The 25,998-nt window shown below is 59.4% G+C and carries 22 protein-coding genes; 14 read left to right on the forward strand and 8 right to left on the reverse strand.

The features are described 5' to 3' along the window. Positions 1-543: 543 nt before the first annotated feature. The 3 genes from PseAD21_RS07770 to PseAD21_RS07785 all read right to left on the reverse strand — a co-directional run bounded on the left by PseAD21_RS07770 (position 544) and on the right by PseAD21_RS07785 (position 3,668). Positions 544-2,202: a cation acetate symporter gene (locus PseAD21_RS07770; protein WP_102355193.1), complete on the reverse strand. Its 1,659-nt coding sequence runs from the start codon at positions 2,200-2,202 to the stop codon at positions 544-546. Further along, entirely contained in the window at positions 2,199-2,510 is a 312-nt protein-coding gene (locus PseAD21_RS07775) for a DUF485 domain-containing protein (RefSeq protein WP_102355194.1), read from the reverse strand. The genes PseAD21_RS07770 and PseAD21_RS07775 overlap by 4 nt, the downstream gene beginning before the upstream one ends. Positions 2,511-2,816: 306 nt before the next feature. Next, positions 2,817-3,668: a glycine betaine ABC transporter substrate-binding protein gene (locus tag PseAD21_RS07785; protein WP_096796228.1), complete on the reverse strand. Its 852-nt coding sequence runs from the start codon at positions 3,666-3,668 to the stop codon at positions 2,817-2,819. Positions 3,669-4,010: 342 nt separating this feature from the next. On the opposite strand from PseAD21_RS07785, the gene PseAD21_RS07795 reads away from it, so the two are divergent. Further along, positions 4,011-5,564 (forward strand): glycosyl hydrolase family 17 protein, encoded by a 1,554-nt coding sequence (locus PseAD21_RS07795; protein WP_256588105.1) that lies wholly within the window; start codon positions 4,011-4,013, stop codon positions 5,562-5,564. A gap of 98 nt (positions 5,565-5,662) precedes the next feature. On the opposite strand, the gene PseAD21_RS07800 is transcribed toward PseAD21_RS07795, so the two are convergent. Then, the gene (locus tag PseAD21_RS07800; protein ID WP_102355196.1) at positions 5,663-6,031 is read right to left on the reverse strand and encodes a hypothetical protein; all 369 of its coding nucleotides are present in this window, start codon (positions 6,029-6,031) and stop codon (positions 5,663-5,665) included. 224 nt (positions 6,032-6,255) lie between these two features. Between PseAD21_RS07800 and PseAD21_RS07805 the strand changes: the two genes are divergently transcribed. From PseAD21_RS07805 to PseAD21_RS07835, 7 genes are all read left to right on the forward strand, one after another. Then, positions 6,256-7,554 carry a serine/threonine protein kinase gene (locus PseAD21_RS07805; protein ID WP_102355197.1) on the forward strand — a complete coding sequence of 433 codons (1,299 nt, stop codon included), beginning with the start codon at positions 6,256-6,258 and terminating at the stop codon, positions 7,552-7,554. Further along, positions 7,547-8,335 (forward strand): VacJ family lipoprotein, encoded by a 789-nt coding sequence (locus tag PseAD21_RS07810; protein WP_007969640.1) that lies wholly within the window; start codon positions 7,547-7,549, stop codon positions 8,333-8,335. Before PseAD21_RS07805 ends, PseAD21_RS07810 begins: the two co-directional genes overlap by 8 nt. Before the next feature lie 593 nt (positions 8,336-8,928). Further along, on the forward strand, positions 8,929-10,194 hold the full coding sequence (locus tag PseAD21_RS07815) for an MFS transporter (protein ID WP_102355198.1): 1,266 nt from the start codon (positions 8,929-8,931) through the stop codon (positions 10,192-10,194). 115 nt (positions 10,195-10,309) lie between these two features. Next, complete coding sequence (locus PseAD21_RS07820; RefSeq protein WP_102355199.1) at positions 10,310-11,512, forward strand: hypothetical protein; 1,203 nt, start codon at positions 10,310-10,312, stop codon at positions 11,510-11,512. Positions 11,513-11,522: 10 nt separating this feature from the next. Then, positions 11,523-13,382 (forward strand): aminotransferase class I/II-fold pyridoxal phosphate-dependent enzyme, encoded by a 1,860-nt coding sequence (locus PseAD21_RS07825; protein WP_102355200.1) that lies wholly within the window; start codon positions 11,523-11,525, stop codon positions 13,380-13,382. Further along, positions 13,369-14,043, forward strand: a complete 675-nt coding sequence (locus PseAD21_RS07830) for a formyltransferase family protein (protein ID WP_102355201.1) — start codon at positions 13,369-13,371, stop codon at positions 14,041-14,043. The genes PseAD21_RS07825 and PseAD21_RS07830 overlap by 14 nt, the downstream gene beginning before the upstream one ends. Before the next feature lie 72 nt (positions 14,044-14,115). Continuing rightward, positions 14,116-14,940, forward strand: a complete 825-nt coding sequence (locus PseAD21_RS07835) for a Cof-type HAD-IIB family hydrolase (protein ID WP_102355202.1) — start codon at positions 14,116-14,118, stop codon at positions 14,938-14,940. Between the two features lie 16 nt (positions 14,941-14,956). On the opposite strand, the gene PseAD21_RS07840 is transcribed toward PseAD21_RS07835, so the two are convergent. Then, positions 14,957-15,871, reverse strand: a complete 915-nt coding sequence (locus PseAD21_RS07840) for a DUF808 domain-containing protein (RefSeq protein ID WP_102355203.1) — start codon at positions 15,869-15,871, stop codon at positions 14,957-14,959. 134 nt (positions 15,872-16,005) lie between these two features. Here PseAD21_RS07840 and PseAD21_RS07845 point away from each other — a divergent pair, with 134 nt between their 5' ends. Further along, complete coding sequence (locus PseAD21_RS07845; RefSeq protein ID WP_007969638.1) at positions 16,006-16,611, forward strand: TetR/AcrR family transcriptional regulator; 606 nt, start codon at positions 16,006-16,008, stop codon at positions 16,609-16,611. Positions 16,612-16,727: 116 nt separating this feature from the next. Here the strand turns inward: PseAD21_RS07845 and PseAD21_RS07850 are convergent, their stop codons facing one another. From PseAD21_RS07850 to PseAD21_RS07860, 3 genes are all read right to left on the reverse strand, one after another. After that, positions 16,728-17,186, reverse strand: coding sequence for a transposase (locus PseAD21_RS07850; protein WP_025111889.1), 459 nt, complete (start codon positions 17,184-17,186; stop codon positions 16,728-16,730). Positions 17,187-17,449: 263 nt separating this feature from the next. Next, positions 17,450-18,520: a hypothetical protein gene (locus PseAD21_RS07855; RefSeq protein WP_102355204.1), complete on the reverse strand. Its 1,071-nt coding sequence runs from the start codon at positions 18,518-18,520 to the stop codon at positions 17,450-17,452. Positions 18,521-18,619: 99 nt separating this feature from the next. Next, entirely contained in the window at positions 18,620-19,060 is a 441-nt protein-coding gene (locus tag PseAD21_RS07860) for a heme-binding protein (RefSeq protein WP_102355205.1), read from the reverse strand. A gap of 269 nt (positions 19,061-19,329) precedes the next feature. Between PseAD21_RS07860 and gcl the strand changes: the two genes are divergently transcribed. The 5 genes from gcl (at position 19,330) to pyk (ending at position 25,914) form a co-directional block, all read left to right on the forward strand. Further along, the gene (gene gcl / locus PseAD21_RS07865; protein WP_007919935.1) at positions 19,330-21,105 is read left to right on the forward strand and encodes a glyoxylate carboligase; all 1,776 of its coding nucleotides are present in this window, start codon (positions 19,330-19,332) and stop codon (positions 21,103-21,105) included. Positions 21,106-21,243: 138 nt separating this feature from the next. Further along, entirely contained in the window at positions 21,244-22,026 is a 783-nt protein-coding gene (gene hyi, locus PseAD21_RS07870) for a hydroxypyruvate isomerase (RefSeq protein ID WP_025111893.1), read from the forward strand. 154 nt (positions 22,027-22,180) lie between these two features. Then, positions 22,181-23,074 carry a 2-hydroxy-3-oxopropionate reductase gene (locus PseAD21_RS07880; RefSeq protein WP_102355207.1) on the forward strand — a complete coding sequence of 298 codons (894 nt, stop codon included), beginning with the start codon at positions 22,181-22,183 and terminating at the stop codon, positions 23,072-23,074. 153 nt (positions 23,075-23,227) lie between these two features. After that, the gene (locus PseAD21_RS07885; protein ID WP_102355208.1) at positions 23,228-24,502 is read left to right on the forward strand and encodes a glycerate kinase; all 1,275 of its coding nucleotides are present in this window, start codon (positions 23,228-23,230) and stop codon (positions 24,500-24,502) included. Continuing rightward, complete coding sequence (pyk, locus tag PseAD21_RS07890; protein ID WP_102355209.1) at positions 24,499-25,914, forward strand: pyruvate kinase; 1,416 nt, start codon at positions 24,499-24,501, stop codon at positions 25,912-25,914. Before PseAD21_RS07885 ends, pyk begins: the two co-directional genes overlap by 4 nt. Positions 25,915-25,998 lie beyond the last annotated feature (84 nt).

Here is a 25,998-nt window from a genome sequence, read left to right on the forward strand (position 1 = left end):
TGTCCACCATGTCTCCGAACACCTGTCCACCATGTGTCCGGTACATACAGGGAGAGGGCTGGGGTGAGGGGCGAATCCACCACCAATCCAAAGCCGAGCACGCTGTGCTCCTCACCACTCAACAGGATGAGCGTTAGCTCGGCTGCGGCTCTTGATCTTGATCCACGAGCGACGTCGGAAGGCTGAGTGGAGGGATTGATCCGGGCGTGGGAGCGCAGCGACCGTTTGGCGAAGCCAAACACAGCGAGAGGAGGTGCAGCGAAGCAAACCGTAGGCGCTGCGCCCGGATCGATCCCGCAGCGAAGGAACCCCGAGCCTTAGCGAGCGGGCCGTACGTAGGAGCAAGCCTTTTGGGTTACCTTTTCGGCGTTTGGAAAAGGTGACCCGCCGTAAGGGCGGACCCCTGAGAAGCCGTTACCGCAGCAATGGATATGTACTCAATAAGCACCAAACACGAAGCCCCCGCCCGATAACCGCCCACAAAAAATGCCCCGATCTCTCAACCGGGGCATTCAGTACAACGTTCACACAAGCATTAAGCAATCAGTGAGACACAGCCCCACTCGCCCCCAACCCCGTCTGCGAACGCACAAACTGCGGGAAGAACAGCGCCCGCTCGTTCTCGGCCGCCGCCGACTTGTCGGTGATCGAGAAGAACCAGATGCCGATGAATGCGATAACCATCGAGAACAACGCCGGATACTCGTACGGAAAGATCGCCTTCTCGTGATGCAGGATCTGCACCCAGATGGTCGGGCCGAGGATCATCAGACCCACCGCACTCACCAGACCCAGCCAGCCACCCACCATCGCACCGCGGGTGGTCAGCTTCTTCCAGTACATCGAAAGCAGCAGCACAGGGAAGTTACAGCTCGCCGCAATCGAGAACGCCAGGCCAACCATGAACGCAATGTTCTGGCTTTCGAACAGGATGCCCAGGCCGATAGCCAGCACGCCCAGTGCGATGGTGGTGATCTTCGAAACGCGAATCTCATCCTTGTCGTTGGCTTTGCCCTTCTTGATCACACTGGCATACAGATCGTGCGACACCGCCGAAGCACCGGCCAGGGTCAGTCCTGCCACAACCGCCAGAATGGTCGCGAACGCCACCGCCGAGATGAAGCCAAGGAAAATACTGCCGCCCACCGCGTCAGCCAGATGCACCGCCGCCATGTTGTTGCCGCCGAGCAGAGCGCCCGCTACATCCTTGAAGGCAGGGTTGGTGCTGACCAGCAGGATCGCGCCGAAGCCGATGATGAAGGTCAGGATGTAGAAGTAGCCAATGAAGCCGGTAGCGTACAGCACGCTCTTGCGCGCTTCTTTTGCGTCACTCACAGTGAAGAAGCGCATCAGGATGTGCGGCAGGCCAGCGGTGCCGAACATCAGCGCCAGACCGAGGGAGAACGCCGAAACCGGATCTTTCACCAGGCCGCCCGGGCTCATGATCGCCTCACCTTTAGGGTGAACCTTGATCGCCTCGGAGAACAGCATGTTGAAGTCGAAGTTGACGTGCTTCATCACCATCAGCGCCATGAACGAGGCACCGGACAGCAACAGCACCGCCTTGATGATCTGCACCCAGGTGGTCGCCAGCATGCCGCCGAACAGCACGTACATGCACATCAGGATGCCGACCAGAATCACCGCGACGTAGTAGTCGAGACCGAACAGCAGCTGGATCAGCTTGCCGGCACCGACCATTTGCGCGATCAGGTAGAACGCCACCACCACCAGCGAACCGCAGGCAGACAGGGTGCGGATCTGGGTTTGCCCGAGGCGATAGGACGCCACGTCGGCAAAGGTGTATTTACCCAGGTTACGCAGGCGCTCGGCGATCAGGAACAGAATGATCGGCCAGCCCACCAGGAAGCCGATCGAGTAGATCAGGCCATCGTAGCCGGAGGTGAACACCAGCGCGGAAATCCCCAGGAAGGACGCCGCCGACATGTAGTCACCGGCGATCGCCAGACCGTTCTGGAACCCGGTGATCTTGCCGCCCGCCGCATAGTAGTCGGCGGCCGATTTGTTGCGCTTGGACGCCCAGTAGGTGATGCACAGGGTCGCCCCGACGAACACCACGAACATGGCGATCGCGGCGACGTTGAGTGGTTGTTTGTGGACTTCGCCGGTCAAGGCGTCAGCGGCCCAGACTGCCGGAGCGAACGCTGCGATGCTCAAAAGAGCCAGTAGACGCCGGATCATTGCTGAGCCTCCTTGAGAATCGCATTGTTCAGGTCGTCAAACTCGCCATTGGCGCGTCGTACGTAGATAGCGGTCAGGACGAAGGCCGAGACAATCAGGCCGACGCCGATCGGAATGCCCCAGGTGATGGATGATTCAGGACTGATCTTGGCACCGAGCACTTGCGGCCCGTAAGCGATCAGCAGGATGAAGGCGGAGTAAAGCCCTAGCATGATCGCCGAAAGTATCCAGGCGAATCGTTCCCTTTTCTTCACCAGCTCCTTGAAGCGCGGGCTGTTTTGAATCGAGAGGTAAATGCTGTCGTTCATTGTTTTTATCCTCGCAGCACAAATTATTGTTGGAACATAGCTAATGTATGCGGCTGTGGGAGAGGTAACAGACGACCTTAGTATTAGAACGACATGACACTTTCGCCAATTTTTGGACTGTAAATAGACGAAATAATTGGAAAGCGGCGCTGAAACAGCCGCAAACCCTGCAGGTGAGGGTTGGCCAGAAACAAATGTAGGAGTGAGCCTGCTCGCGATGGCGTTGTATCAGTCGACGTTTGTATCAACTGACAGGACGCTATCGCGAGCAGGCTCACTCCTACAGGGGGTATTGCGGTGTTGGGGTTATTTGGTCCAGTCGGCTACGCGATCCGGGTGTTTGGCGACCCAATCCTTGGCCGCGGCTTCAGGTTTGGCGCCGTCCTGAATCGCCAGCATGACTTCGCCGATCTCGTCTTTCGACGCCCACTGGAAGTTTTTCAGGAACTTGGCCACTTCCGGGGCCTTGGTGGCGAGTTCCTTGCTGCCGATGCTGTTCACGGTTTCAGCCGCGCCGTACACGCCTTTCGGGTCATCGAGGAAGCGCAGTTTCCATTTGGCGAACATCCAGTGCGGCACCCAGCCGGTGACGGCAATCGATTCGTTCTTCTTCTCGGCACGGGTCAGCTCGGCAATCATGCCGGCGCCGGAACTGGCCTTGAGGGTGTACTTATCGAGGCCGTAATCCTTGATTGCCTGATCGGTCTTGAGCATCACGCCTGACCCGGCGTCGATGCCGACAATACGGTTTTTGAAGCTGTCGTCGGTTTTCAGGTCTTCGATCGATTTCGCTTTGACGTACTCGGGCACGATCAGGCCGATTTTCGCATCCTTGAAGTTCGGGCCGTAATCGACGACCAGATCCTTGTTCTTCGTCCAGTATTCGCCGTGGGTGACCGGCAGCCACGCCGAAAGCATCGCATCGAGTTTGCCGGTGGCCACGCCCTGCCACATGATCCCGGTGGCGACGGCTTGCAGTTTCACGTCGTAGCCGAGTTTCTGCTTGATCACTTCGGCCGCCACGTGGGTGGTCGCGACGCTGTCGGACCAGCCGTCAACGTAACCGATGTTCAGGGTCTGTTTTTCAGCGCTGGCGAAAGTGGAACTCATCGCAAGCACCAGAGCGGCACCTGCGCCTAAAAGTCGTCGCATCTTCATCGTTACTTCCCCGAAATGCTGCGCCCGACGGATGCCGGACATCGTCAACGTATTGTTATGGTGCACAGCGCCCCCATCACGCCTGACCGCAAACTCGTTAGAACATCAGCCGTCGTTTCTATAAGGGTACTGACGCTTTCGATCATCGGCCTGACGCCAAACGCGACCTGCTCTGGCAACGACCTCAAGACAACGAGAAACGACATCAGAAAGCCATTAATCGCAGCTGAATAAATGACGCCAGATAATCCGCCCGAACTTTGCATGGGCAAATGATGCAGGCCACCAACCCGTGGATAAATGCAGGTAACATGCGTCGCTTTGTAGCCACTCGGCCTGACCATGTCCGCGACTTCCCGCTTCCCGTTTGTTCCCTATCTCTTCGCTTGCCTGCTCGGCCTGTTTGCCCTTGGCGGTTTCTGGTACGGCCTCGGCAAACCGGTGATCCTGCCGGACGCCGCGACCCCGACGCACAAGTTGCAATGTGCCTCCTACACGCCGTTCGACAAGGATCAGTCGCCGTTCGACGTGCCGTTCAAGCTGCGTCCGGAGCGCATGGACGCCGACCTCGCCCTGCTGGCGACGCGCTTCGAATGCATCCGCACCTACTCGATGACCGGCCTCGACGCCCTGCCTGAGCTGGCGCGCAAGCACGGTTTGAAATTGATGATCGGTGCCTGGGTCAACAGCAACCCGGTGGACACTGAAAAGGAAGTCGACCTGCTGATCGCCTCGGCCAACGCCAATCCGGACGTGGTCAGCGCAGTGATCGTCGGCAACGAAGCCTTGCTGCGCAAGGAAGTCACCGGCGCGCAACTGGCCAGGCTGATCAACAAGGTCAAAAGCCAGGTCAGGCAACCGGTCACGTATGCCGATGTCTGGGAGTTCTGGCTCAAGCATCCGGAAGTTGCCCCGGCGGTGGATTTCCTGACCATTCACCTGCTGCCGTACTGGGAAGACGATCCGTCGAACATCGACGCCGCCCTGCAACACGTGGCGGATGTACGTCAGGTGTTCGGCAACAAGTTCGCGCCCAAGGACGTGATGATCGGCGAGACCGGCTGGCCTAGCGAAGGCCGCCAGCGCGAGACTGCCCTGCCGAGCCGGGTCAATGAAGCCAAGTTCATTCGTGGTTTTGTCGCGATGGCCGAAAAGGAAGGCTGGCACTACAACCTGATCGAGGCGTTCGACCAGCCATGGAAGCGCGGCAGCGAAGGCGCGGTCGGTGGTTACTGGGGCCTGTTCGATGCCGATCGCCAGGACAAGGGCGTACTCGCCGGACCGGTGACCAACGTGCCGTACTGGAAGGAATGGCTGGGCGTCGGTGGGCTGATTTTCCTCGGTACGCTGCTGCTCGGCGGTCGGGTGCGCAGTACACAATCGGCATTGATCCTGCCGCTGCTCGGTGCAGTGGCTGCCTGCTCGATCGGCGCCTGGGGCGATCTGGCGCGAGTGACCACGCGGTTTGCCAGCGAATGGCTGTGGGTTGGCTTGCTGACCGTGTTGAACCTGCTGGTGCTGGCGCATGCTGCGCTGACCTTGAGCGCCCGCCAGGGTTGGCGTGAACGCGCGTTCAACCTGCTGGAGCGCCGCGCCGGATGGCTGGTCGCCGTGGCCGGTTTTGCCGCAGCGGTGATGATGCTGGAGATGGTGTTCGACGCCCGTTATCGCAGCTTCGCCAGCATGGCGTTCATCCTGCCGGCGCTGGTGTACGTGTGCCGCCCGGTTAGCGTGCCGCGCCGGGAAATCGCCCTGCTGACCTTCATCATCGGCGCCGGCATCGCGCCGCAGCTGCATGAAGAAGGATTGTTGAATCAGCAGGCGTGGGGCTGGGCGCTGGTCAGTGGGTTGATGGTGGCGGCGTTGTGGCGCTGCCTGCGGGTTCGCAACAACTGATCTTCATTGGCCGTATGGGCCTCATCGCGAGCAGGCTCACTCCTACAGTCTGGAATGCGTTCCCCTGTAGGAGTGAGCCTGCTCGCGATAGCTGAGGATCAGGCGCTACGGGACTCGCGGACCAGTCGCAACCCGCCAATCACCAGCGCAAACACCGCCAACGTGGTGTTGTACAACGCCAGCGCCGGCAGGCCGAACACCAGGGCCAATACCGCCAACCACCACCCTGCCCGCCCAGGCAGGACAAAACCGAGCAGCGCCGCACCCAGTGCGGTCCAGCCCAACACCTTGAAGTGAATCATCAGCCCCAGGTTCGAGCGCACCGAGCATTCCCAACGGCTCGCTTCATCGACGCAGATGCCGACCCACTGTCCGTCCTCCATGAAGCCATAACGCGCGCCATAACTGGCCGCCAGCCATAACGGCAGCAGAACGAGCAACAGGATCACGGGCAAGCGGCGGGACATGAATCACTCCAATCTACGGAAATCGGCGGCCAGCTTAATCGGACTTGCACCGTTGGCAAGCACTAACAACTGTTAACTGGTCATCCGCGACGTGCAAAGTGTATCGTCCAGCTACTATTACTCCGAATTCTGCCTGTTTGGTGCCGCCGCATGGCACTTTGGCGCAAACCCGGTGGTCATAGCCTGCGAACCTCATTCGGCACTTTCCTCTAAGGGATCTAGTCATGCTCCGTTCCTTGCGCTTCGCCGCGCTGTTCAGCGGCCTTATTCTAAGTGCGTCCGCACTGGCGGTGGATATCGATGCCGCCAGCTATGGCTATCCCCTGACCAACCCGTTCGAGGCGACCATCGCCACGACGCCGCCTGATCTGCGCCCGGAACTGCCGTCCAACGACGACATCAACCAGTCCGACCACAGCATCACCCTGCGCCCGGAGCGGGCCTTCATCCTCCCGGACAATTTCTGGGCAGTGAAGAAACTTACCTACCGCATCGCCGAGCAGGACAAGCCGGCCCCGCTGATCTTCCTGATCGCCGGCACCGGCGCCCGCTTTGACAGCACGCTCAACGAATACCTGAAGAAGCTCTACTACAAGGCCGGCTACCACGTCGTGCAACTGTCGTCGCCGACCAGTTTCGACTTCATCAGCGCCGCCTCACGCTTCGCCACACCCGGTATCACCAAGGAAGACGCCGAAGACATGTACCGGGTGATGCAGGCCGTGCGCGCGCAGCATCCGAAACTGCCGGTCACCGAGTACTACCTCAGCGGCTACAGCCTCGGCGCCCTGGATGCCGCGTTCGTCGCACACCTGGACGAAACCCGGCGCAGCTTCAACTTCAAGAAAGTCCTGCTGCTCAACCCGCCGGTCAACCTCTACACCTCGGTCACCAACCTCGACAAGCTGGTACAAACCGAGGTGAAAGGCATCAACAACAGCACCACGTTCTATGAGTTGGTACTGGGCAAGCTGACCCGCTACTTCCAGCAGAAGGGCTACATTGACCTCAACGACGCCCTGCTCTATGACTTCCAGCAGTCCAAGCAGCACCTGACCAACGAGCAGATGGCGATGCTGATCGGCACCTCGTTCCGCTTCTCGGCGGCCGACATTGCCTTTACTTCGGACCTGATCAACCGTCGCGGCCTGATCACCCCGCCGAAATTTCCGATCACCGAAGGCACCAGCCTCACGCCGTTTCTCAAGCGTGCGCTGCAATGCGATTTCGACTGCTACCTGACCGATCAAGTGATCCCGATGTGGCGCGCCCGTACCGATGGCGGCAGCCTGCTGCAGCTGATCGACCAAGTCAGCCTTTACGCCCTCAAGGACTACCTGCATGACAGCCCGAAAATCGCCGTCATGCACAACGCCGACGACGTGATCCTCGGCCCCGGCGACCTGGGCTTCCTGCGCAAGACCTTCGGCGATCGCCTGACCGTTTATCCGTACGGCGGCCATTGCGGCAACCTTAACTACCGCGTCAACAGCGACGCCATGCTGGAGTTCTTCCGTGGCTAAATATCTCCTGCTGATTGCAGCGCTCCTCAGTGCAGGCGTGGCCCAGGCCGACAACAGCAAAGCCAACGCGCCGGTAGTGGTCGACAGCGACGGCTTCAAGGAGCCGCTGTCCAAACTCAAGTTCAACCCGGGGCTGGATCAGCGTGAGTTCGAGCGCTCGACACTCAACGCACTCAACGTCTATGACCCGCTGGAGTCGTGGAACCGCCGCGTCTACCACTTCAACTACCGCTTCGACCAATGGGTGTTCCTGCCGGTGGTCGACGGTTATCGCTACGTGACGCCAAGCTTCCTGCGCACCGGGGTAAGCAACTTCTTCAACAACCTCGGCGACGTGCCGAACCTGGTCAACAGCCTGCTGCAGTTCAAGGGCAAGCGTTCGATGGAAACCACCGCGCGCCTGTTGCTCAACACCACCATCGGCATCGCCGGTCTGTGGGACCCTGCAACCGCCATGGGCCTGCCACGTCAGAGCGAAGACTTCGGCCAGACCCTGGGCTTCTACGGCGTACCGGGCGGTGCCTACTTCGTGCTGCCGATCCTCGGCCCGTCGAACATTCGTGATACCGCCGGCCTGGCTGTGGACTACACCGCCGAATCGGCGATCAACTACCTGAACGTATCGGAAGTCAGCTCCAACCATCCTGAGATCTGGGCCCTGCGCGCCGTCGACAAGCGCTACCAGACCAACTTCCGCTACGGCCAGATGAACTCCCCGTTCGAGTACGAGAAAGTGCGTTACGTGTACACCGAATCGCGCAAATTGCAGATTGCCGAGTAAAACCCTTCCAACCGCTGGCAAGCGTCGACCCGTCGAGCTTGCCAGCGCGTCTTCACGTCCGACATTTTTCTCATGCCCGCCCTTCTGCGCCCGCCCGGCTAAAGACTGACGCCGTCATTTCGTCTTTCAGACAGGCCCCGCGCGCTTAACGAACTCGTGAGTCAAAGCCACAAGCAGATTCGAAATCGAACATAAAAATTTAAATGTGAATTTTTTATTAACATTCTGTGACAGCTTATGTAGACTCGGTTCAACACTGCAAAGGATGCAATGACGTGTTCAACGATATTCAAGGAATGATATCGGCTCTCCCTTATCCTCCCTTTCGACGCTGGTCTACCCGACATCTGCAACCCGTAGGTCGCAGCGGACTTTATTATTCAAGACTCAGCGGAACTTGCGCATAGCCTGTCGCTCGGCTTATCAGTAATACATCCATCGATACATTTCATTATGCCGCCCGGATGGCAGTGTGTGTCGTGCACTTTCAATTAGCTGCGGATGAATTACTACAGCGATCAGCGTCGGCAATGCATTGATCCAACCACTTCAATCTGCACTTGTCGCGGGTTTGAAAAACGGCCGTCATCCACATGCATACTTCATTAAAAAGCGGTATCACCCAATATATCTCCGAGATGCCACTGTTCATCTGGATATTGTTTATCGGCACCTTTGTCACCCGTGCAACTTCAATGATGGTCTGGCCGTTTATCTCGATCGTGCTGTACGCCCGGTTTGGTTTCAGTGCGACGTTTATCGGCCTGATCCTGACCCTGTCCATCGCCCTGTCGTCGGTAGCGAGTTTTTACAGCGGTTACCTGTCGGACAAAATCGGCCGCTTGAAAATCATCGTGCTGGGCTGCGTCGTGGCTGCGAGTTCTTATCTGCTACTGGGCATCAGCAGCAGCGCTTATGGCTACATTGCCGGGACTCTACTGGCAAACCTGTCGTGGGCACTGGTCAACAACCCGATCAAAACCATCATCGGCGATGTCATCGAATCTCGGCCTCTGGTCGAGCGCGCCATGCATCTGCGCTACTTTTTCCTCAACGCCGGTGCGGCGACAGGCCCCTACTTCGGGCTCAAGCTGGGAATCTCCGCCGACTCACTGTCCTTCGTCCTGGTGACCCTGTCCTATGTACTGCTGCTGGTCGGCGTGGTGATCTTCGGTAAAGGCGTAACCCTCAAGGCGGTCAATACCACCAGTTTCAAAAGCACCATGGGCGTGCTCGCCAAAGACCATCTGTTCCTGGCGCTGGTGATCAACAACATCATCATGATGTTCATCTTTGGCAGTTTTGACTCCAGCTTGCCGCAGCTGATGGCCGCACTGGCCTTCGAAGGCTACCTGCCCTTTATCGCCTCGTTGATTGTCTTGCATGCCTCGACGATCGTGATACTGCAGTTGCCGCTTGCCAGTGCGCTGTCGTCGGTATCGCTGAACACCAAGATCTATCTTGGCTCGGCCCTGTTGATCCTCGGCGAGGCCGGCTTTGCATTGGCTGCGCACAACGTCGACATCAAACCCTTGTGGTATGGCGCTGTATTGCTCATGAGTATCAGCCAGACCCTGCTCTTTCCGTGTATCAACATGTTTGTCGACAGCTTGGCGCCACCTAATCTGCGAGGCGCCTACTTTGGTGCCGCATCGTTATACAGCATCGGCTTTTCTCTCTCGCCGATTGTCGGCGGGCTGTTCATACAGAACCTCAGCGGAACCGCACTTTATATATTCCTGACAGTGTCCAGCCTGCTGATGACGCTCATCTTCATGGGGATTTTCCGATTGAGGAAGTCCACGGACGAAACAGCTCGCCCAGTAGCAAACATCGAGACTTCGCCCACCACGGGCTAATCACTCGACGTAGAACTTGCAAAGCTCCATCGCTGCACGCCAATCAAGTTGGCGCGGAGTTTCTTTGCCTGAATAAAACCATTTTCTCGAACTTCTCAACTTTCAGGAAAACATCATGAATACGCCGATTTATGACCTCATCCTATGTGGCGCCGGCCCCGCCAACATCTCGCTGTTGCCTGATCTTATTCAGAATGAACAGATACAGCGCTGCCTGATACTTGAGAAATCCAGCACATTGGGCAGCGGCGAGATCGGTCAATACCGGATTACTGCCAACTCGCTTGGCGGGGTCTTTCTGGAAAAATTCCAGGACCGCACGGACGACCTGAGTCGGTTCCTGCAGGGGACGCCAGAATGGGCGTATTTCACCGAGCGGCGGAGCGAGGCGGTAGAGCTGCGCTACGTCGGGCGCTTCCTCGAACACATCGGTACCTATGTGGCCCGGCACAAGGCGCTCTACAAACGCTTCGAAATATCCACGCAATCGACCGTCTGCGACATCCATCTGACCGCGCAGGGTCACTACTGCGTCAGCTATCTGCTCGACGGCCAGCGCGTACAGGCGTTGTGCAAGAAAATCATCTTCAACATCGGTGGCCGGCTGAATCAAGCCACCGTGCAGCACCCCCAACACAACATCAATTCGGACGCGCTGCTCAAGGGCGAACACGACCAGGCGCTGCAAAGTGGCCAATACAACAACCTGGCCATTGTCGGCTCTTCGCACAGCGCCGTTTCCTGCCTGATCCGCCTGGTGGAGCAACTGGACTTCCCTGGCACCATCACCTTGCTGACCAAGCGCGATTTCAAGCTGTTCTTCGACTCTCCTGCATCCGCGCGCGAACAGCACTATCCGTTTGTCGATGCCGATATTTGCCAGGCCAGCCAAAGGGTCAATCGTTATTCGGGCCTGCGATATGACTCGTTCGAATTCGCTCGCAAGATCAAACAAGGCCTGATCCGCAACCTGAACATCGTCGACATCGCTCAGGCCTCTGCCGATCAGGTCCTGAACCTGATCGCGCAATCGGACCTGCTGATCCACAGCACCGGATACAAGGCCGGGTTGGTGCCGATACTGGATGTCGATGGCACGGCGCTGGAACTGCAACAGGACGATTTCGGATTGCTCACCAACCAGCAACTCAACCCGGTCACCCGCGAAGGTCGAGTGCTGGAAAACTTCCATGCATTCGGCCTCGGGGCCGGGATCAAGACCGGTGGAGACAGCGGCGGCGAGGAGAGCTTTCACGGCAGGATCGACGGCGTGTGGATGTACCAGCACGTGGTGCCCGGACTCATTTTCGTTAAATAAGGAAATTACAATGAATAATCAGACAGCCATCATTCTTTGCGCCGGGCGCGGAAGCCGCCTGGGCAAGCGCACGCGCCACACGCCCAAGCCCTTGGTCAAGACCAACAATATCGCGTTCATCGACAACGCCCTGAACAACCTCGAAACGCTGGGTATCAAACACGTGGTCGTCGTGATCGGCTATCAGTCGGAGACCATTACCGCTCATCTTCGGGCGATGGACACCGCCATCACCTTCGAATTCGTGAGCAACCCGGACTGGGCCACGACCAACAACATCTACTCGCTGTACCTGGCCCGCGAACACATTACGCAGAACACCCTGATCATCGAGGGTGACATTTACTTCTCGGCCTCCAGCCTGCAACAGTTGCTGCAGCAACCGGGGGATCTGGTCGCCCTGGTGTCGCCGCTGGGCAAGAACATGGAAGGCACCTACGCCATCCTCGAAGAGACTCAGCTGCAAGGCTTCGGCTCGACCAAGGACATCGGCCATGAGCCCCGTGACGGACAATACAAGACCGTCAACCTGTACCAGGTCGGGTCAGCCACGTTCGCCGAGCACATCAAAAAACAACTCGCCAGCAACGTCAGAAAAAACAACCTCAACGCCTACTACGAAGACGTCTTCAAAAAAGCTTCGCTTGAGGGCAAGTGGGATATTCAGACGGTCATTGTCCCTGCAACCGAATGGTATGAGGTCGACAACTATTACGACCTGACGATCTGCAACTACGTTTCCAGTCGTGACCGCCTCGGTTTCGTCCAGAACCGCCACGGCGGTTACTGGCGCTACCCGATGCTGGATTTCGCCTTGATCTACAACTTCCATTTCCCGCCACAGCAGATGAAAGACAAGATCAAGGACAACTTCGATCACATCTTCCTCAACTACCCCGGCGCCAGACGACTCATCGAGGAGTCACTCTGCGAATTCCTCGGCGTCTCCCCGAGACACCTGTGCATAGCCAATGGCGCGGCTGAAATCATCAAGCTGCTACCGTCCGTGTATCCCGGCAGCGCGCTCGTGACCGTGCCGTCCTTCAACGAATACGCCAACGTCTTCGGTGAACAACGCACGCTCTGCCACTACACGCGGGAGGAGGACGACTTCGCTATCGATATCGATGCGCTGCTCGCTACCTGCCGGCAACAGCGCCCTGAGGTGGTGATCATCGAATCACCGAACAACCCGACCGGCGCCCTGACACCCGCCTCGGCCCTGTCGGCGCTTGCCGAGCAGTTGCTGGAACTGGATATCTCACTGATCGTCGACGAATCGTTCCTCGATTTCTCCAACCACGCCGACAGCACCTTGCTCAACGTGCTCGACGAACACCCCAACCTGGTGGTGATTCGCAGCATGAGCAAAACCTTCGGTATCGGCGGTATTCGCATCGGCTACCTGGCCAGTGCCAACCAGACCTTGCTGGCGCTGATCAACTCGCTGCTGCCGATCTGGAACATCAACGGTTTTGCCGAGGAGTTCCTGTTGCATCTGCCGCAATACCAGCAGGAATACCTGGCCAGCTGCCAACAAGTCATCAGTCACACTCGCGCCTTTCAACAGGCGCTTGACGCCATCGAGGGCATCAGCGGCTTCAAGACCGAAGCAAACTTCATTTACTGCAAGGCTCATTACTCTGACGCCCAGACCATTTCCAGGTTGTTGCTGGACAAGCACCATATGTACATCAAGGAGTGCTCGGGCAAACGCAATACCGACTCCGACAAGTACTTCCGCGTGTCCTGCCGCACGCCTGACGAAAACGCCCGGTTGATCCAGGCCCTGAGCGACGTGATGCAGGACCTGGCAGCGCAGAAAAACATCAGCAGCCCAGCGAAGGAGAACGCCGTTGAACTCGCCTGAGCAAGTAGTGATTTGCGGCAAGGGCGAACTGGCCATCTTCGCCTGCGAATACTTCAACGCGTCCCCCGATCACACGGTGTCGTACGTGGTGGCCGATCCTTTCGAGCCGGTCAGCACTGAGCGAACGCTCATCGAGTATTGCCGGGAGCACGGCATCGAGGTGATCGAAAGCGGTCGGATCGAAGACCTGCCAGGTTATGCAGACGGCACCTTCGCCTGCGACCTCTGCCTGGTCATTTTCCACAAGCGGATATTGCCCAAGCGCTTCATCGACTGCTGCGCGAAAATTATCAACCTGCACCTTTCCTACCTGCCCAAATACCGCGGCGTACGCCCGGTCAACTGGGCTTTGAAGAATGGCGAGCGGATGCATGGCGCAACGCTGCACGAGATCAGCGAAGGCATAGACGAGGGGCCGATCCTCAATCAGGTGGCCTTCTGCATCTACCCTGAGTTCGAAGAAGTGATCGACACCTATACCCGCGCGATGGGATACGCCCGTCAGTTGCTGATGGATACCTTGCCGATGATCGACCGCATCGTTCCGGTCCCGCAGGAGCATGCCGACATGAGCATCTACTACGAAAAGGACAATCACCGGCTGGAAGAGCGAATGACCTTCACCAAAGCTCAATCTCTGAAATTGCTCGAACGCCTGTAGCCTTGCGACGCCACTCGATTGCCCGCACAGGCGGCAATCGGGTGGGCAGGCGATCCCTTCCAAGGAGTCATGATGTACTTGCTTATTGCCTCTGACCTGGATGGCACGCTGCTGCTGCCAGGCGATACTTTCGGTGCCTTTACCAAAAGCGTGATTCACCGCCTTAACCGCGCAGGTCATCACATCGTGCTGGCGACGGGTCGCCATCAGGCTGACGTCGAGTCGCTGCTCGACAGCCAGTCCCCGCCGGTTCACCTGATCACCGCCAATGGGGCGCGCATTTCCAGCGCCTGTGGCGGGCTTGCTCTGAGCGCAGAATTATCGACTGCCGTTGTCCAGACATTGCTTGAGGAAACCCGAGCAGACACCGATCTGACGATCAACCTTTACTGCCGATCCGGCTGGCTGATGAGTCGAGAAGACGAAAACCTGAAGGACTTCAGCCAGAACCCGGACTTCCAGCCAACACTCTGCGCGGCCGAGAATCTGCCGCTGCATGCTGTGCAGAAAGTGTTTTTCTTTCAGCGCAGCAAGGATCATGACGCCCTGCTCAGGCTGCAGGCGCGGCTGGAACAACGGCTGGGCGATCAGATCGGCACTGTGTTCACGTTTCCATGGTGCCTGGAGGTCATGGCCAGAGACGTTTCCAAGGGCAATGCCCTGAAGCAGCTGGCCGAATTCCTCAACGTGCCCATTCAGGCCTGCATCGCTTTTGGTGACGCAATGAATGACGTCGACATGTTGGCCGGTGTCGGCAAAGGCGTGCTCATGGGCAACGCACATGCCGAGTTGAGACAGGCACTGCCCGAGGCGGAGATCATCGGCCGATACACCGATGAAGCCGTCGCGCACTACCTGTCGAAGCACCTGCTCAAGAGCGCTGATCTCCCGGCATGAACACCTGCGGGCGGCCTTACGCCCGCACGGCCTTGCACAATTTGCCAACCAGGCTCACCGCGAGCAACACCACGGCCCCGGCAATAATCCCGGCCACTCCATTGAGCAGCACCGGCACCACAAACCCGGCGCTGCCAGCGGCCGCACCCACGCTTTCAATCCAGTGATGCAGCACAGGAATGCCGTGGGTGAGGATGCCGCCGCCGACCAGGAACATCGCCGCCGTGCCGATCACCGACAGACCTTTCATCATGTACGGCGCGGCGCGCAGGATCGCGTTGCCGATGCTTTTCGCCGCCGAAGCGGATTTCTGCGTCAGCCACAGGCCCAGATCGTCGAGTTTGACGATGCCGGCCACCAGGCCATAAACGCCGACGGTCATGACAATCGCGATACCGGACATCACGATCACTTGCTGGGTCAGCGAAGCGCCGGCCACGGTGCCGAGGGTGATGGCGATGATTTCCGCCGAGAGGATGAAGTCGGTGCGGATTGCGCCTTTGATCTTGTCCTTCTCGTAGGCCACCAGATCGGTGGTCGGCTCGGCCACCGCCGCGCTCAACTGCGCGTGGTCGGCGTCATCTTCGGTCTTGCTGTGCAGGAACTTGTGCGCGAGCTTCTCGAAACCTTCAAAACACAGATAGGCGCCGCCAACCATCAGCAGCGGCGTCACCAGCCACGGCACGAACGCGCTGATCGCCAGCGCCGACGGCACCAGAATCAGCTTGTTGAGAAACGAGCCCTTGGCCACCGCCCAGACCACGGGGATTTCACGCTCGGCGCGCACGCCGGAGACTTGCTGGGCATTGAGCGCCAGATCATCGCCGAGCACGCCGGCGGTCTTCTTCGCGGCCATTTTGCTCATCAACGCCACATCATCCAGAACGGTGGCGATATCGTCGATCAGCACCAGCAAACTGCTTCCTGCCATGAATCTTGTTTCCTTATGTAAATAATGCCGCGCAGCATACCGCGACTGCGGGCCACACGGGGCATTCTTGAGCCATGCGCGAGGCCGGTGCTACCATGCGCAACCGCCAGAACAGGCAAGGAACCACCGGGTTTATGAGCACAATCCGCGAGCGCAACAAAGAACTGATCCTGCGTGCCGCCAGTGAGGAGTTTGCCGACAAGGGCTTCGCTGCGACCAAAACCAGCGACATCGCCGCCAAGGCAGGATTGCCCAAGCCCAACGTCTACTACTACTTCAAGTCCAAGGAAAACCTCTACCGCGAGGTCCTGGAAAGTATCATCGTGCCGATCCTGCAGGCCTCGACCCCGTTCAACCCGGACGGCGTGCCGAGCGAAGTGCTCAGCGGCTACATCCGCTCGAAGATCCGCATCTCCCGCGACCTGCCCTTCGCCTCCAAGGTGTTCGCCAGCGAAATCATGCACGGCGCCCCGCACCTGAGTGCCGACCTGGTGGAGCAGCTCAACAGCCAGGCCAAGCACAACATCGACTGCATCCAGAGCTGGATCGACCGCGGCCAGATCGCCCCGATCGACCCCAACCACCTGATGTTCAGCATCTGGGCCGCGACCCAGACCTACGCCGACTTCGACTGGCAGATTTCTGCGGTGACCGGCAAGGACAAGCTCGACGAGGCGGATTACGAGGCGGCGGCGCAGACGATCATCCGGTTGGTGCTCAAAGGGTGTGAGCCGGACTGATAGACCGGTGTGACGCCATCGCGAGCAGGCTCATCACCCCTACACTGGACGTGTGGCGTTCACAAATCACCTGTGGGAGCGAGCCTGCTCGCGAATGGCGGCGATACGGTTCTGGCTCAAAGCCAAATCGCATCCCACAGCGGATAATCGCCCAGTTTTTCAACAAGACCAGCCCGCAAGGGGTTGGCGACGACGTACCTCGCCAATTTCACCAGATCCTCTTCCTTGCGAAGTGCCCGGTCATGAAAGCCTTGCTGCCAGAGCACAGCCTTACGGCCGGTGACACGGCTCACAGCCTTGGTGCTGAGTGATTTGGTTCGTTGCATCAGCTCACCCAGCGATCCCCTTTTGAGCTCGACCAACCAGTGAAAATGATCAGGCATGACAACCCACGCCAGTGAATTGGCAAACCCCTCTTCTTCAGCAGCTCGAAATTGGCTGACGACCAACCGACCAAGGATGAAGTCGCTGAACACCGGCTCCCTCCGCACAGTATTGGTGGTCAGCAGATAGATGCGGTCAGGTTCGGAGTTGCGACCGATACGCAGGCGATGTGAAGCTGATAAATCCGGCATTCCTTTGCCTTTCTCATGTTCAGTTCATGGAAAGGCTAGTCATGCGAATGGCATGAGGTGAGGCAAACTTTTAGCCAAATGTGTATTCAAGACCGTATTCGCGAGCAGGCTCGCTCCCACAAGGGTCTGAGACATGCAAACATTTTGTGTCTGCCTGCCAAACCTGTGGGAGCGAGCCTGCTCGCGAAAGATGCTACTCAGACACCACTGTCAAACCGCCCCTCCACATCCCAGGCGCTGAAGGGACACAGGCATAGTCGTATTCAAACCCCATCCCCCATCAACCAGCGCAATGCCTGCGGCAACGAAGTACTCCAGTCATCAGGGAAAAAGTGCCCGCCCTCGTGAGTACGCGATTTGACCTCGTTGCCGTCGCTGAACAATTTGCGGAAGTCGGCGCTCATCTGCTGATTGCCCACTCCTTCTTTCTCGCCATTGATGACAAACACTCGCTTGCCGCGCGCCTTGCTTTCGGTGGGCGTCGGTTGCATGCCACCGGGTGACAGCAGCAACGCACCGGCGTAATCGTCCGGGTGTTGCGCCAACAAGGCGCCGGCATGTTGCGAACCTTGCGAGAAGCCCATCAGGAACACACGCTTGCGATCGATGCATTGCCGGGCTTCCAAGGCTTTGAGGCCCTTCTGCACCGTTTGATGAGTGCCTTCGAAGCCGGGGCCGATCCAGCGGAAACTGTGGACCGAGTTGAGCATTTCGGTGCCGTTGATCCCCAGGATGATTGCCCCGGTGTCGGCCAGCGGCTGGTAGCTCTCATCCAGCTCGCCGTTGATGCCATAACCGTGCAGCCAGACCACCACCGGACGACAGGCTTTGGGTGCCGGAATGTTCGCCGATGGGTTGAGCACCGAAATCGCGCCGACCTTGCCCGGGGCAATCTTCTTGTAGCGTTCCTGAGCATTGGCCAACACGGTTTTGAAAGTGCCGGAATCGTGCAGATCAGCAAAATCTTCGTCGCCCGCGAGCAATGGGCCGAACCACAAACCGCGATCATCGGCCTCGCGCAGAAAGCGCTCGGCCAGTTTGTCATCGCCACGGCGAGCGAACAGCGCCGCCACCTGATAAGGCGCCTGCAATTGTGTCGGGTCTTCTCGAGTGGCGGCCAGATACACCGCAATGGCCTGCAACGTATCGCTCGATTCGAGCTTCTCGCCGCGATCCATCAGTTCCTGTACATCGTCCGCGTTGATTAAGGCTGAGACCACCGGGCTCAAGGCCTGGAACGCGATTTCTTCGGCGTCGGGTGTTTCCGTCGCATGCAGGAGGGGGGTGCAGAGGGTCATGGCCGAGGCCAGGGTGATGGCGAATAGCGTCTTCACGCAGATCTTCCTTGATACATAAACGAGAGGGGCGGCAGTCTATAGACCCCGCCCCTCTTCGTCATCATCAAGCCATCAGTCGTACTGGCCTGTTTTCTGTCAGGCCGCCACCCCCGCATCCGCGCGCAGCTCCAGCGCCTCCACCGCTTTGATCGCCACCTGCTCATCAATATCCGACAGATCGCCGCTGATGCCGATAGCCCCCAGCACGTTGCCCGCCTGATCGCGGATCAACACCCCGCCCGGGGCCGGGACGACGCTGCCCTGGCCCATGCTGTTGAGCGCGGCGATGAAGGCCGGGCGTTGTTGCGCGTCCAGCGCCAGCAGGCGTGAGCCCTTGCCCAGGGCGATAGCGCCCCAGGCCTTGCCGATGGCGATGCTCGGGCGCAGCAGGCTGGCGCCGTCTTCGCGTTGCAGGGTGATCAGGTGGCCGCCGGTATCGAGTACCGCGATGGTCAGCGGCGCGGCGTTGATGCCGCGCCCCGCACTGATGGCTTCGTTGACCAGGTTGACTGCGACTTTCAAGGTTAAAGCGCTCATGGTGCCGTCCTCATTTTGTTATTGGGAAAGTCGTGGAGCTGCGCGTTTGTGCCGCAGCTCGATGCCACAAATAGAACACAATTAACTATTTTTTTGTATACAATAATTCTCGAAAAGCGCCCTATGCGACGAAAAGCCACAGCAGAACCTGGCTTCCGACGAATGAAACAGGCGCTTGAGAAAATGGATTGACCTGCGCCATCCGCCGTGAATACACTCTGCGCAAAGCCACTTGTATACAATTACAAAACGTAAAGAGGCACAAAACCATGAGCAAAATGAGAGCAATCGAAGCCGCCGTTCTGGTGATGCGCCGTGAAGGGGTTGATACCGCTTTTGGCATCCCGGGCGCCGCGATCAACCCGCTGTACTCCGCCTTGCAGAAAGTCGGTGGCATCGATCACGTCCTCGCTCGCCACGTCGAAGGCGCCTCGCACATGGCCGAGGGTTACACCCGTACCAAGGCCGGCAACATCGGCGTGTGCATCGGTACGTCCGGCCCGGCCGGTACCGACATGGTCACCGGGCTCTACAGCGCCTCGGCCGACTCGATTCCAATCCTCTGCATTACCGGCCAGGCACCCCGCGCCCGTATGCACAAGGAAGACTTCCAGGCGGTCGACATCACCAGCATCGTCAAGCCAGTTACCAAGTGGGCGACCACTGTTCTGGAGCCGGGCCAGGTGCCTTATGCGTTCCAGAAAGCGTTCTTTGAAATGCGCTCCGGCCGTCCAGGCCCAGTGCTGATCGACCTGCCGTTCGATGTGCAGATGGCCGAAATCGAATTCGACATCGACGCTTATCAGCCGCTGCCATTGGCCAAGCCGACCGCGACCCGCGTGCAGGTCGAGAAGGCTCTGGCTTTGCTGGATCAGGCTGAGCGTCCATTGCTGGTAGCCGGTGGCGGCATCATCAACGCCGATGCCAGCGATCTGCTGGTGGAGTTCGCCGAGCTGACCGGTATTCCGGTTATCCCGACCCTGATGGGCTGGGGCACCATCCCGGACGATCACCCGCTGATGGTTGGCATGGTCGGTCTGCAGACGTCGCACCGTTACGGCAACGCCACGATGCTGAAATCCGACGTGGTATTGGGTATCGGTAACCGTTGGGCCAACCGTCACACCGGTTCGGTCGACGTCTACACCGAAGGTCGCAAGTTCATTCACGTCGACATCGAAGGCACGCAGATCGGCCGCGTGTTCACGCCGGATCTGGGCATCGTTTCCGACGCCGCTGCCGCGCTGACCGTATTCATCGAAGTGGCTCGTGAATGGCAAGCCGCCGGCAAGCTGAAAAACCGCAGTGCCTGGCTGCAGGATTGCCAGCAGCGCAAAGCCAGCCTGCATCGCAAGACCCACTTCGACAACGTGCCGGTCAAGCCGCAGCGCGTTTACGAAGAAATGAACCAGGTGTTCGGCAAAGACACCTGCTACGTCAGCACCATCGGTCTGTCGCAGATTGCCGGCGCGCAGTTCCTGCACGTTTACAAGCCGCGTCACTGGATCAACTGCGGTCAGGCCGGCCCGTTGGGCTGGACCATTCCGGCGGCGCTGGGCGTGGTCAAGGCCGATCCGAGCCGGAAAGTCGTGGCCCTGTCGGGGGACTATGACTTCCAGTTCATGATCGAGGAACTGGCGGTCGGCGCTCAGTTCAAACTGCCGTACATCCACGTCGTGGTGAACAACTCGTACCTGGGCTTGATCCGTCAGGCCCAGCGCGGGTTCGAAATGGACTACTGCGTGCAGCTGTCCTTCGATAACCTGAACGCACCGGAACTCAACGGTTACGGTGTTGACCACGTCGCAGTCGCCGAAGGCCTCGGCTGTAAAGCACTGCGTGTGTTCGAACCCTCGGAAATCGCCCCTGCCCTGCGCAAGGCCGAACAGATGATCGAAGAATTCAAAGTGCCGGTGATCGTCGAGATCATTCTGGAGCGTGTGACCAACATCTCCATGGGCACCGAGATCAACGCCGTCAACGAATTCGAAGACCTGGCGCTGGTCGGCAACGACGCGCCAACGGCGATTTCGCTGCTCGACTAACTGCTGACCGCTGATCGTTCCCACGCTCTGCGTGGGAATGCAGCCCGGGACGCTCTGCGTCCCAAAGCGGACGCAGAGCGTCCATTGACGCATTCCCACGCAGAGCGTGGGAACGAGAATCTAGAACGGGAGACCACCATGCCGCGTTTCGCAGCCAACCTGTCCATGCTGTTCACCGAACAGGATTTCCTTGCCCGTTTCGACGCCGCCGCCAAGGCTGGTTTCAGCGGTGTCGAATACCTGTTCCCGTACGACTTCAGCTCCGCTGAAATCAAGGCCAAGCTCGACGCCAACGGTCTGACCCAAGTGCTGTTCAACCTGCCGGCCGGTGACTGGGCCAAGGGCGAGCGCGGTATCGCGTGCCTGCCGGACCGCGTTGAAGAGTTCCGCGCCGGGGTCGATCTGGCGATTGCCTACGCGCAAGTGCTGGGCAACACCCAGGTCAACTGCCTGGCCGGTATCCGTCCGCAAGGCGTGGACGATGCCACCGTGGAAAAGACCTTCGTCGCCAACCTCAAATACGCCGCCGACAAGCTGCAGGCGGCGGGCATCAAACTGGTGATGGAAGCGATCAACACCCGTGACATCCCGGGCTTCTACCTGAACAACACGGCGCAAGCCCTGTCGATTCGCGAACAGGTCGGCAGCGCCAACCTGTTCCTGCAATACGACATCTATCACATGCAAATCATGGAAGGCGATCTGGCCCGCACCCTGCAATCGCACCTGGGCGAGATCAACCACGTGCAGCTCGCGGACAACCCGGGGCGCAACGAACCAGGCACCGGTGAAATCAACTACCGCTTCCTGTTCGAGCACCTCGACCGCATCGGTTATCAGGGCTGGGTGGGTTGCGAATACAAGCCGCTGACTACCACTGAAGCAGGCCTCGGCTGGCTGAAGACCCACAACGCAATCTGACACAAATCCCCTGTAGGAGTGAGCCTGCTCGCGATGAGGCCTGCACATTCAACATCAATGTTGTCTGGCACACCGCTATCGCGAGCAGGCTCACTCCTACACAGAACAACACCCCTATTTCGCTTGAGCAAGACAAAAACAAGAGGATTTTCTCATGGCTAAAATCGGATTTATCGGCACCGGCATCATGGGCCACCCAATGGCTTCGAACCTGCAGAAAGCCGGTCACAGCCTGTTCCTGTCGGCGCATCACGACGCCGCTCCGGCCGACCTGATCGCCGCTGGCGCCGTCGCGCTGGCCAACCCGCGCGAAGTCGCGCAGGAAGCTGAATTCATCATCGTCATGGTCCCGGATACTCCGCAGGTCGACGACGTGCTGTTCCGCGCTGATGGCGTTGCCGCCGGTATCGGCAAAGGCAAAGTGGTAATCGACATGAGCTCGATCTCGCCAACCGCCACCAAGGCCTTCGCCAGGAAGATCAACGAAAAAGGCGCGCAGTACCTCGACGCGCCCGTGTCCGGCGGTGAAGTCGGTGCCAAGGCCGCGACCCTGAGCATCATGGTCGGTGGCGACGCCGATGCCTTCGAACGCGCACTGCCGCTGTTCCAGGCGATGGGCAAGAACATCACCCTGGTCGGTGGCAATGGCGACGGTCAAACCGCCAAAGTCGCGAATCAGATCATCGTCGCCCTGAACATTCAGGCCGTCGCTGAAGCCCTGCTGTTCGCTTCGAAAAACGGTGCTGATCCGGCCAAGGTGCGTGAAGCACTGATGGGCGGTTTCGCTTCCTCGAAGATCCTCGAAGTGCACGGCGAGCGCATGATCAAGGGCACCTTCGACCCAGGCTTCCGCATCAGCCTGCACCAGAAGGACCTGAACCTGGCCCTGCAAGGCGCCAAGGAGCTGAACATCAACCTGCCGAACACCGCCAACGCCCAGCAAGTGTTCAGCACCTGCGCAGCGATCGGTGGCAGCAACTGGGACCATTCGGCGCTGATCAAGGGCCTGGAACACATGGCCAACTTCTCGATTCGCGACAACAAATAAAGCCTGCGCAAACCCTGTGGGAGCGAGCCTGCTCGCGAAAGCGGTTGCACATTCAACATCCATGTTGGCTGACACACCGCCTTCGCGAGCAGGCTCGCTCCCACAAGGGATCTGAGTTGCCCTTTCGAATAACAAGAATTCCGGGAGCCCGCCATGTCGGTCGATCCGCAACAACTGCTGCGCGAGCTGTTTGCCACAGCCATCGACGCGGCCCATCCGAACCAAGTCCTCGAAGCCCATCTGCCGGCCGATCGCAGCGGTCGCGTGATCGTCATCGGCGCCGGCAAAGCCGCTGCGGCCATGGCGCAAGTGGTCGAGCGCAGCTGGCAAGGTGAAGTGTCTGGCCTGGTGGTGACCCGTTACGGTCACGGCGCCCCGTGCGAAAAAATCGAAGTGGTCGAAGCCGCGCACCCGGTACCGGACGCTGCCGGCCTGGCCGTGGCCAAACGCGTGCTGGAACTGGTCAGCAACCTGACCGAAGACGACCGCGTGATTTTCCTGCTCTCCGGTGGCGGCTCTGCCCTGCTGGCGTTGCCGGCCGAAGGCATCACCCTCGCCGACAAGCAATCGATCAACAAAGCCCTGCTCAAATCCGGCGCGACCATCGGCGAGATGAACTGCGTGCGCAAGCACCTCTCGGCGATCAAGGGCGGCCGCCTCGGCAAGGCCTGCTGGCCCGCCACTGTCTACACCTACGCCATTTCCGATGTACCGGGCGACCTCGCCACGGTCATCGCCTCCGGCCCGACCGTCGCCGACCCGAGCACTTCGGCCGAAGCGTTGGCGATCCTCAAACGCTACGGCATCGAAGTCCCGGCCTCGGTGCGCAACTGGCTGCAAAGCCCTGAGTCGGAAACCGTCAAACCCGGTGATCCGAGCCTGGCGCGCAGCCACTTCCAGTTGATCGCCCGCCCTCAGCAGTCGCTGGATGCCGCTGCGGTGAAATGCCGTCAGGCCGGTTTCAGCACGCTGATCCTCGGCGATCTCGAAGGTGAGTCGCGCGAAGTGGCGAAAGTCCACGCCGGTATCGCTCGCCAGATCATCAATCACGGTCAGCCACTGGCGGCGCCGTGCGTGATTCTCTCCGGCGGCGAAACCACCGTGACCGTGCGCGGCAATGGCCGTGGCGGACGCAACGCCGAATTCCTGCTCAGCCTCACCGACAGCCTCAAAGGCCAGCCCGGCGTCTACGCCCTGGCCGGTGACACCGACGGCATCGACGGCTCGGAAGACAACGCCGGCGCGATCATGACCCCGGACAGCTACGCCCGCGCCGCCGCCCTCGGTTTGAGCGCCAGCGACGAGCTGGATAACAACAATGGCTACGGCTATTTCGCGGCGCTCGATGCGCTGATCGTCACCGAGCCGACCCGCACCAACGTCAACGACTTCCGCGCCATTCTGATCCTTGAGAGCTCCAAATCATGACGCCTGATAAAAAGGTCAAAATCCTCGCCACCCTCGGGCCCGCTGTCGATGGCATCGAAGACATCCGTGAACTGGTCGAGGCCGGGGTGAACATCTTCCGCCTGAACTTCAGCCACGGCGATCATGCCGACCACGCCAAGCGCTATCAGTGGATCCGCGAAGTCGAGCGCCAGCTCAACTATCCGCTGGGCATTCTGATGGACTTGCAGGGGCCGAAACTACGCGTCGGCAAGTTCGCCGACGGCAAGGTGCAGCTGCATCGCGGTCAGGCCTTCCGTCTCGATCTGGACGCCACGCCGGGCGATGAGCGCCGGGTGAATCTGCCGCATCCAGAGATCATTGCTGCGCTGGAAGCGGGTATGGATCTGCTGCTGGATGACGGCAAACTGCGTCTGCGTGTGGTCACCAAGTACGCCGATGCGATCGACACCACCGTGCTCGCCGGCGGCGAACTGTCCGACCGCAAAGGCGTCAACGTGCCGCAAGCGGTGCTCGACCTGAGCCCGCTGACGGCCAAGGATCGCCGCGACCTGAGCTTCGGCCTGGAACTGGGGGTGGACTGGGTGGCGCTGTCGTTCGTGCAACGTCCGCAAGACATCCTCGAAGCCCGCGAACTGATCGGCGACAAAGCCTTCCTGATGGCGAAAATCGAGAAGCCGTCGGCGGTTGAACAACTGCGCGAAATCGCCGAACTGAGCGACGCGATCATGGTGGCTCGCGGCGACCTTGGCGTGGAAGTCCCGGCCGAAAGCGTGCCGCAGATTCAGAAAAACATCATCACCACCTGCCGTGAACTCGGTAAACCGGTGGTGGTCGCGACGCAGATGCTCGAATCGATGCGCTTCTCCCCTGCGCCAACCCGCGCCGAAGTGACCGACGTTGCCAACGCCGTGGCCGAAGGCGCCGATGCAGTGATGTTGTCGGCGGAAACCGCCTCCGGTGAGTACCCGCTCGAAGCCGTGCAGATGATGAGCAAGATCATTCGTCAGGTGGAAAACGGCCCGGACTACCAGACCCAGCTCGACGTCAGCCGACCGAAAGCCGAAGCGACCGTGTCCGATGCGATCAGCTGCGCGATCCGCCGTATCAGCAACGTGCTGCCGGTGGCGGTGCTGGTCAACTACAGCGAGTCGGGAACGTCGAGCCTGCGTGCAGCGCGGGAGCGGCCGAAAGCGCCGATCCTCAACCTGACGCCGAACCTGCAGACCGCGCGCCGTTTGAGCGTGGCGTGGGGCATTCACTCGGTGGTCAATGATCGCCTGCGTCAGGTCGATGAGGTGTGCTCGACGGCGCTGGAAATCGCCCAGGCGCAAGGCATGGCCGAGCGTGGCGACACGCTGCTGATCACCGCCGGTGTGCCGTTCGGCCAGCCGGGATCGACCAACTCGCTGCGTATCGAAACATTGATTTAACCGCCCACCATGATCGTTCCCACGCGCAGCAAAGGAATGCGGCCCGGGACGCTCTGCGTCCCAAGAGCAGACGCAGAGCGTCCT

Origin of the sequence: Pseudomonas sp. AD21 (assembly GCF_002878485.1) — a bacterium.
Taxonomy (GTDB): Bacteria; Pseudomonadota; Gammaproteobacteria; order Pseudomonadales; family Pseudomonadaceae; genus Aquipseudomonas.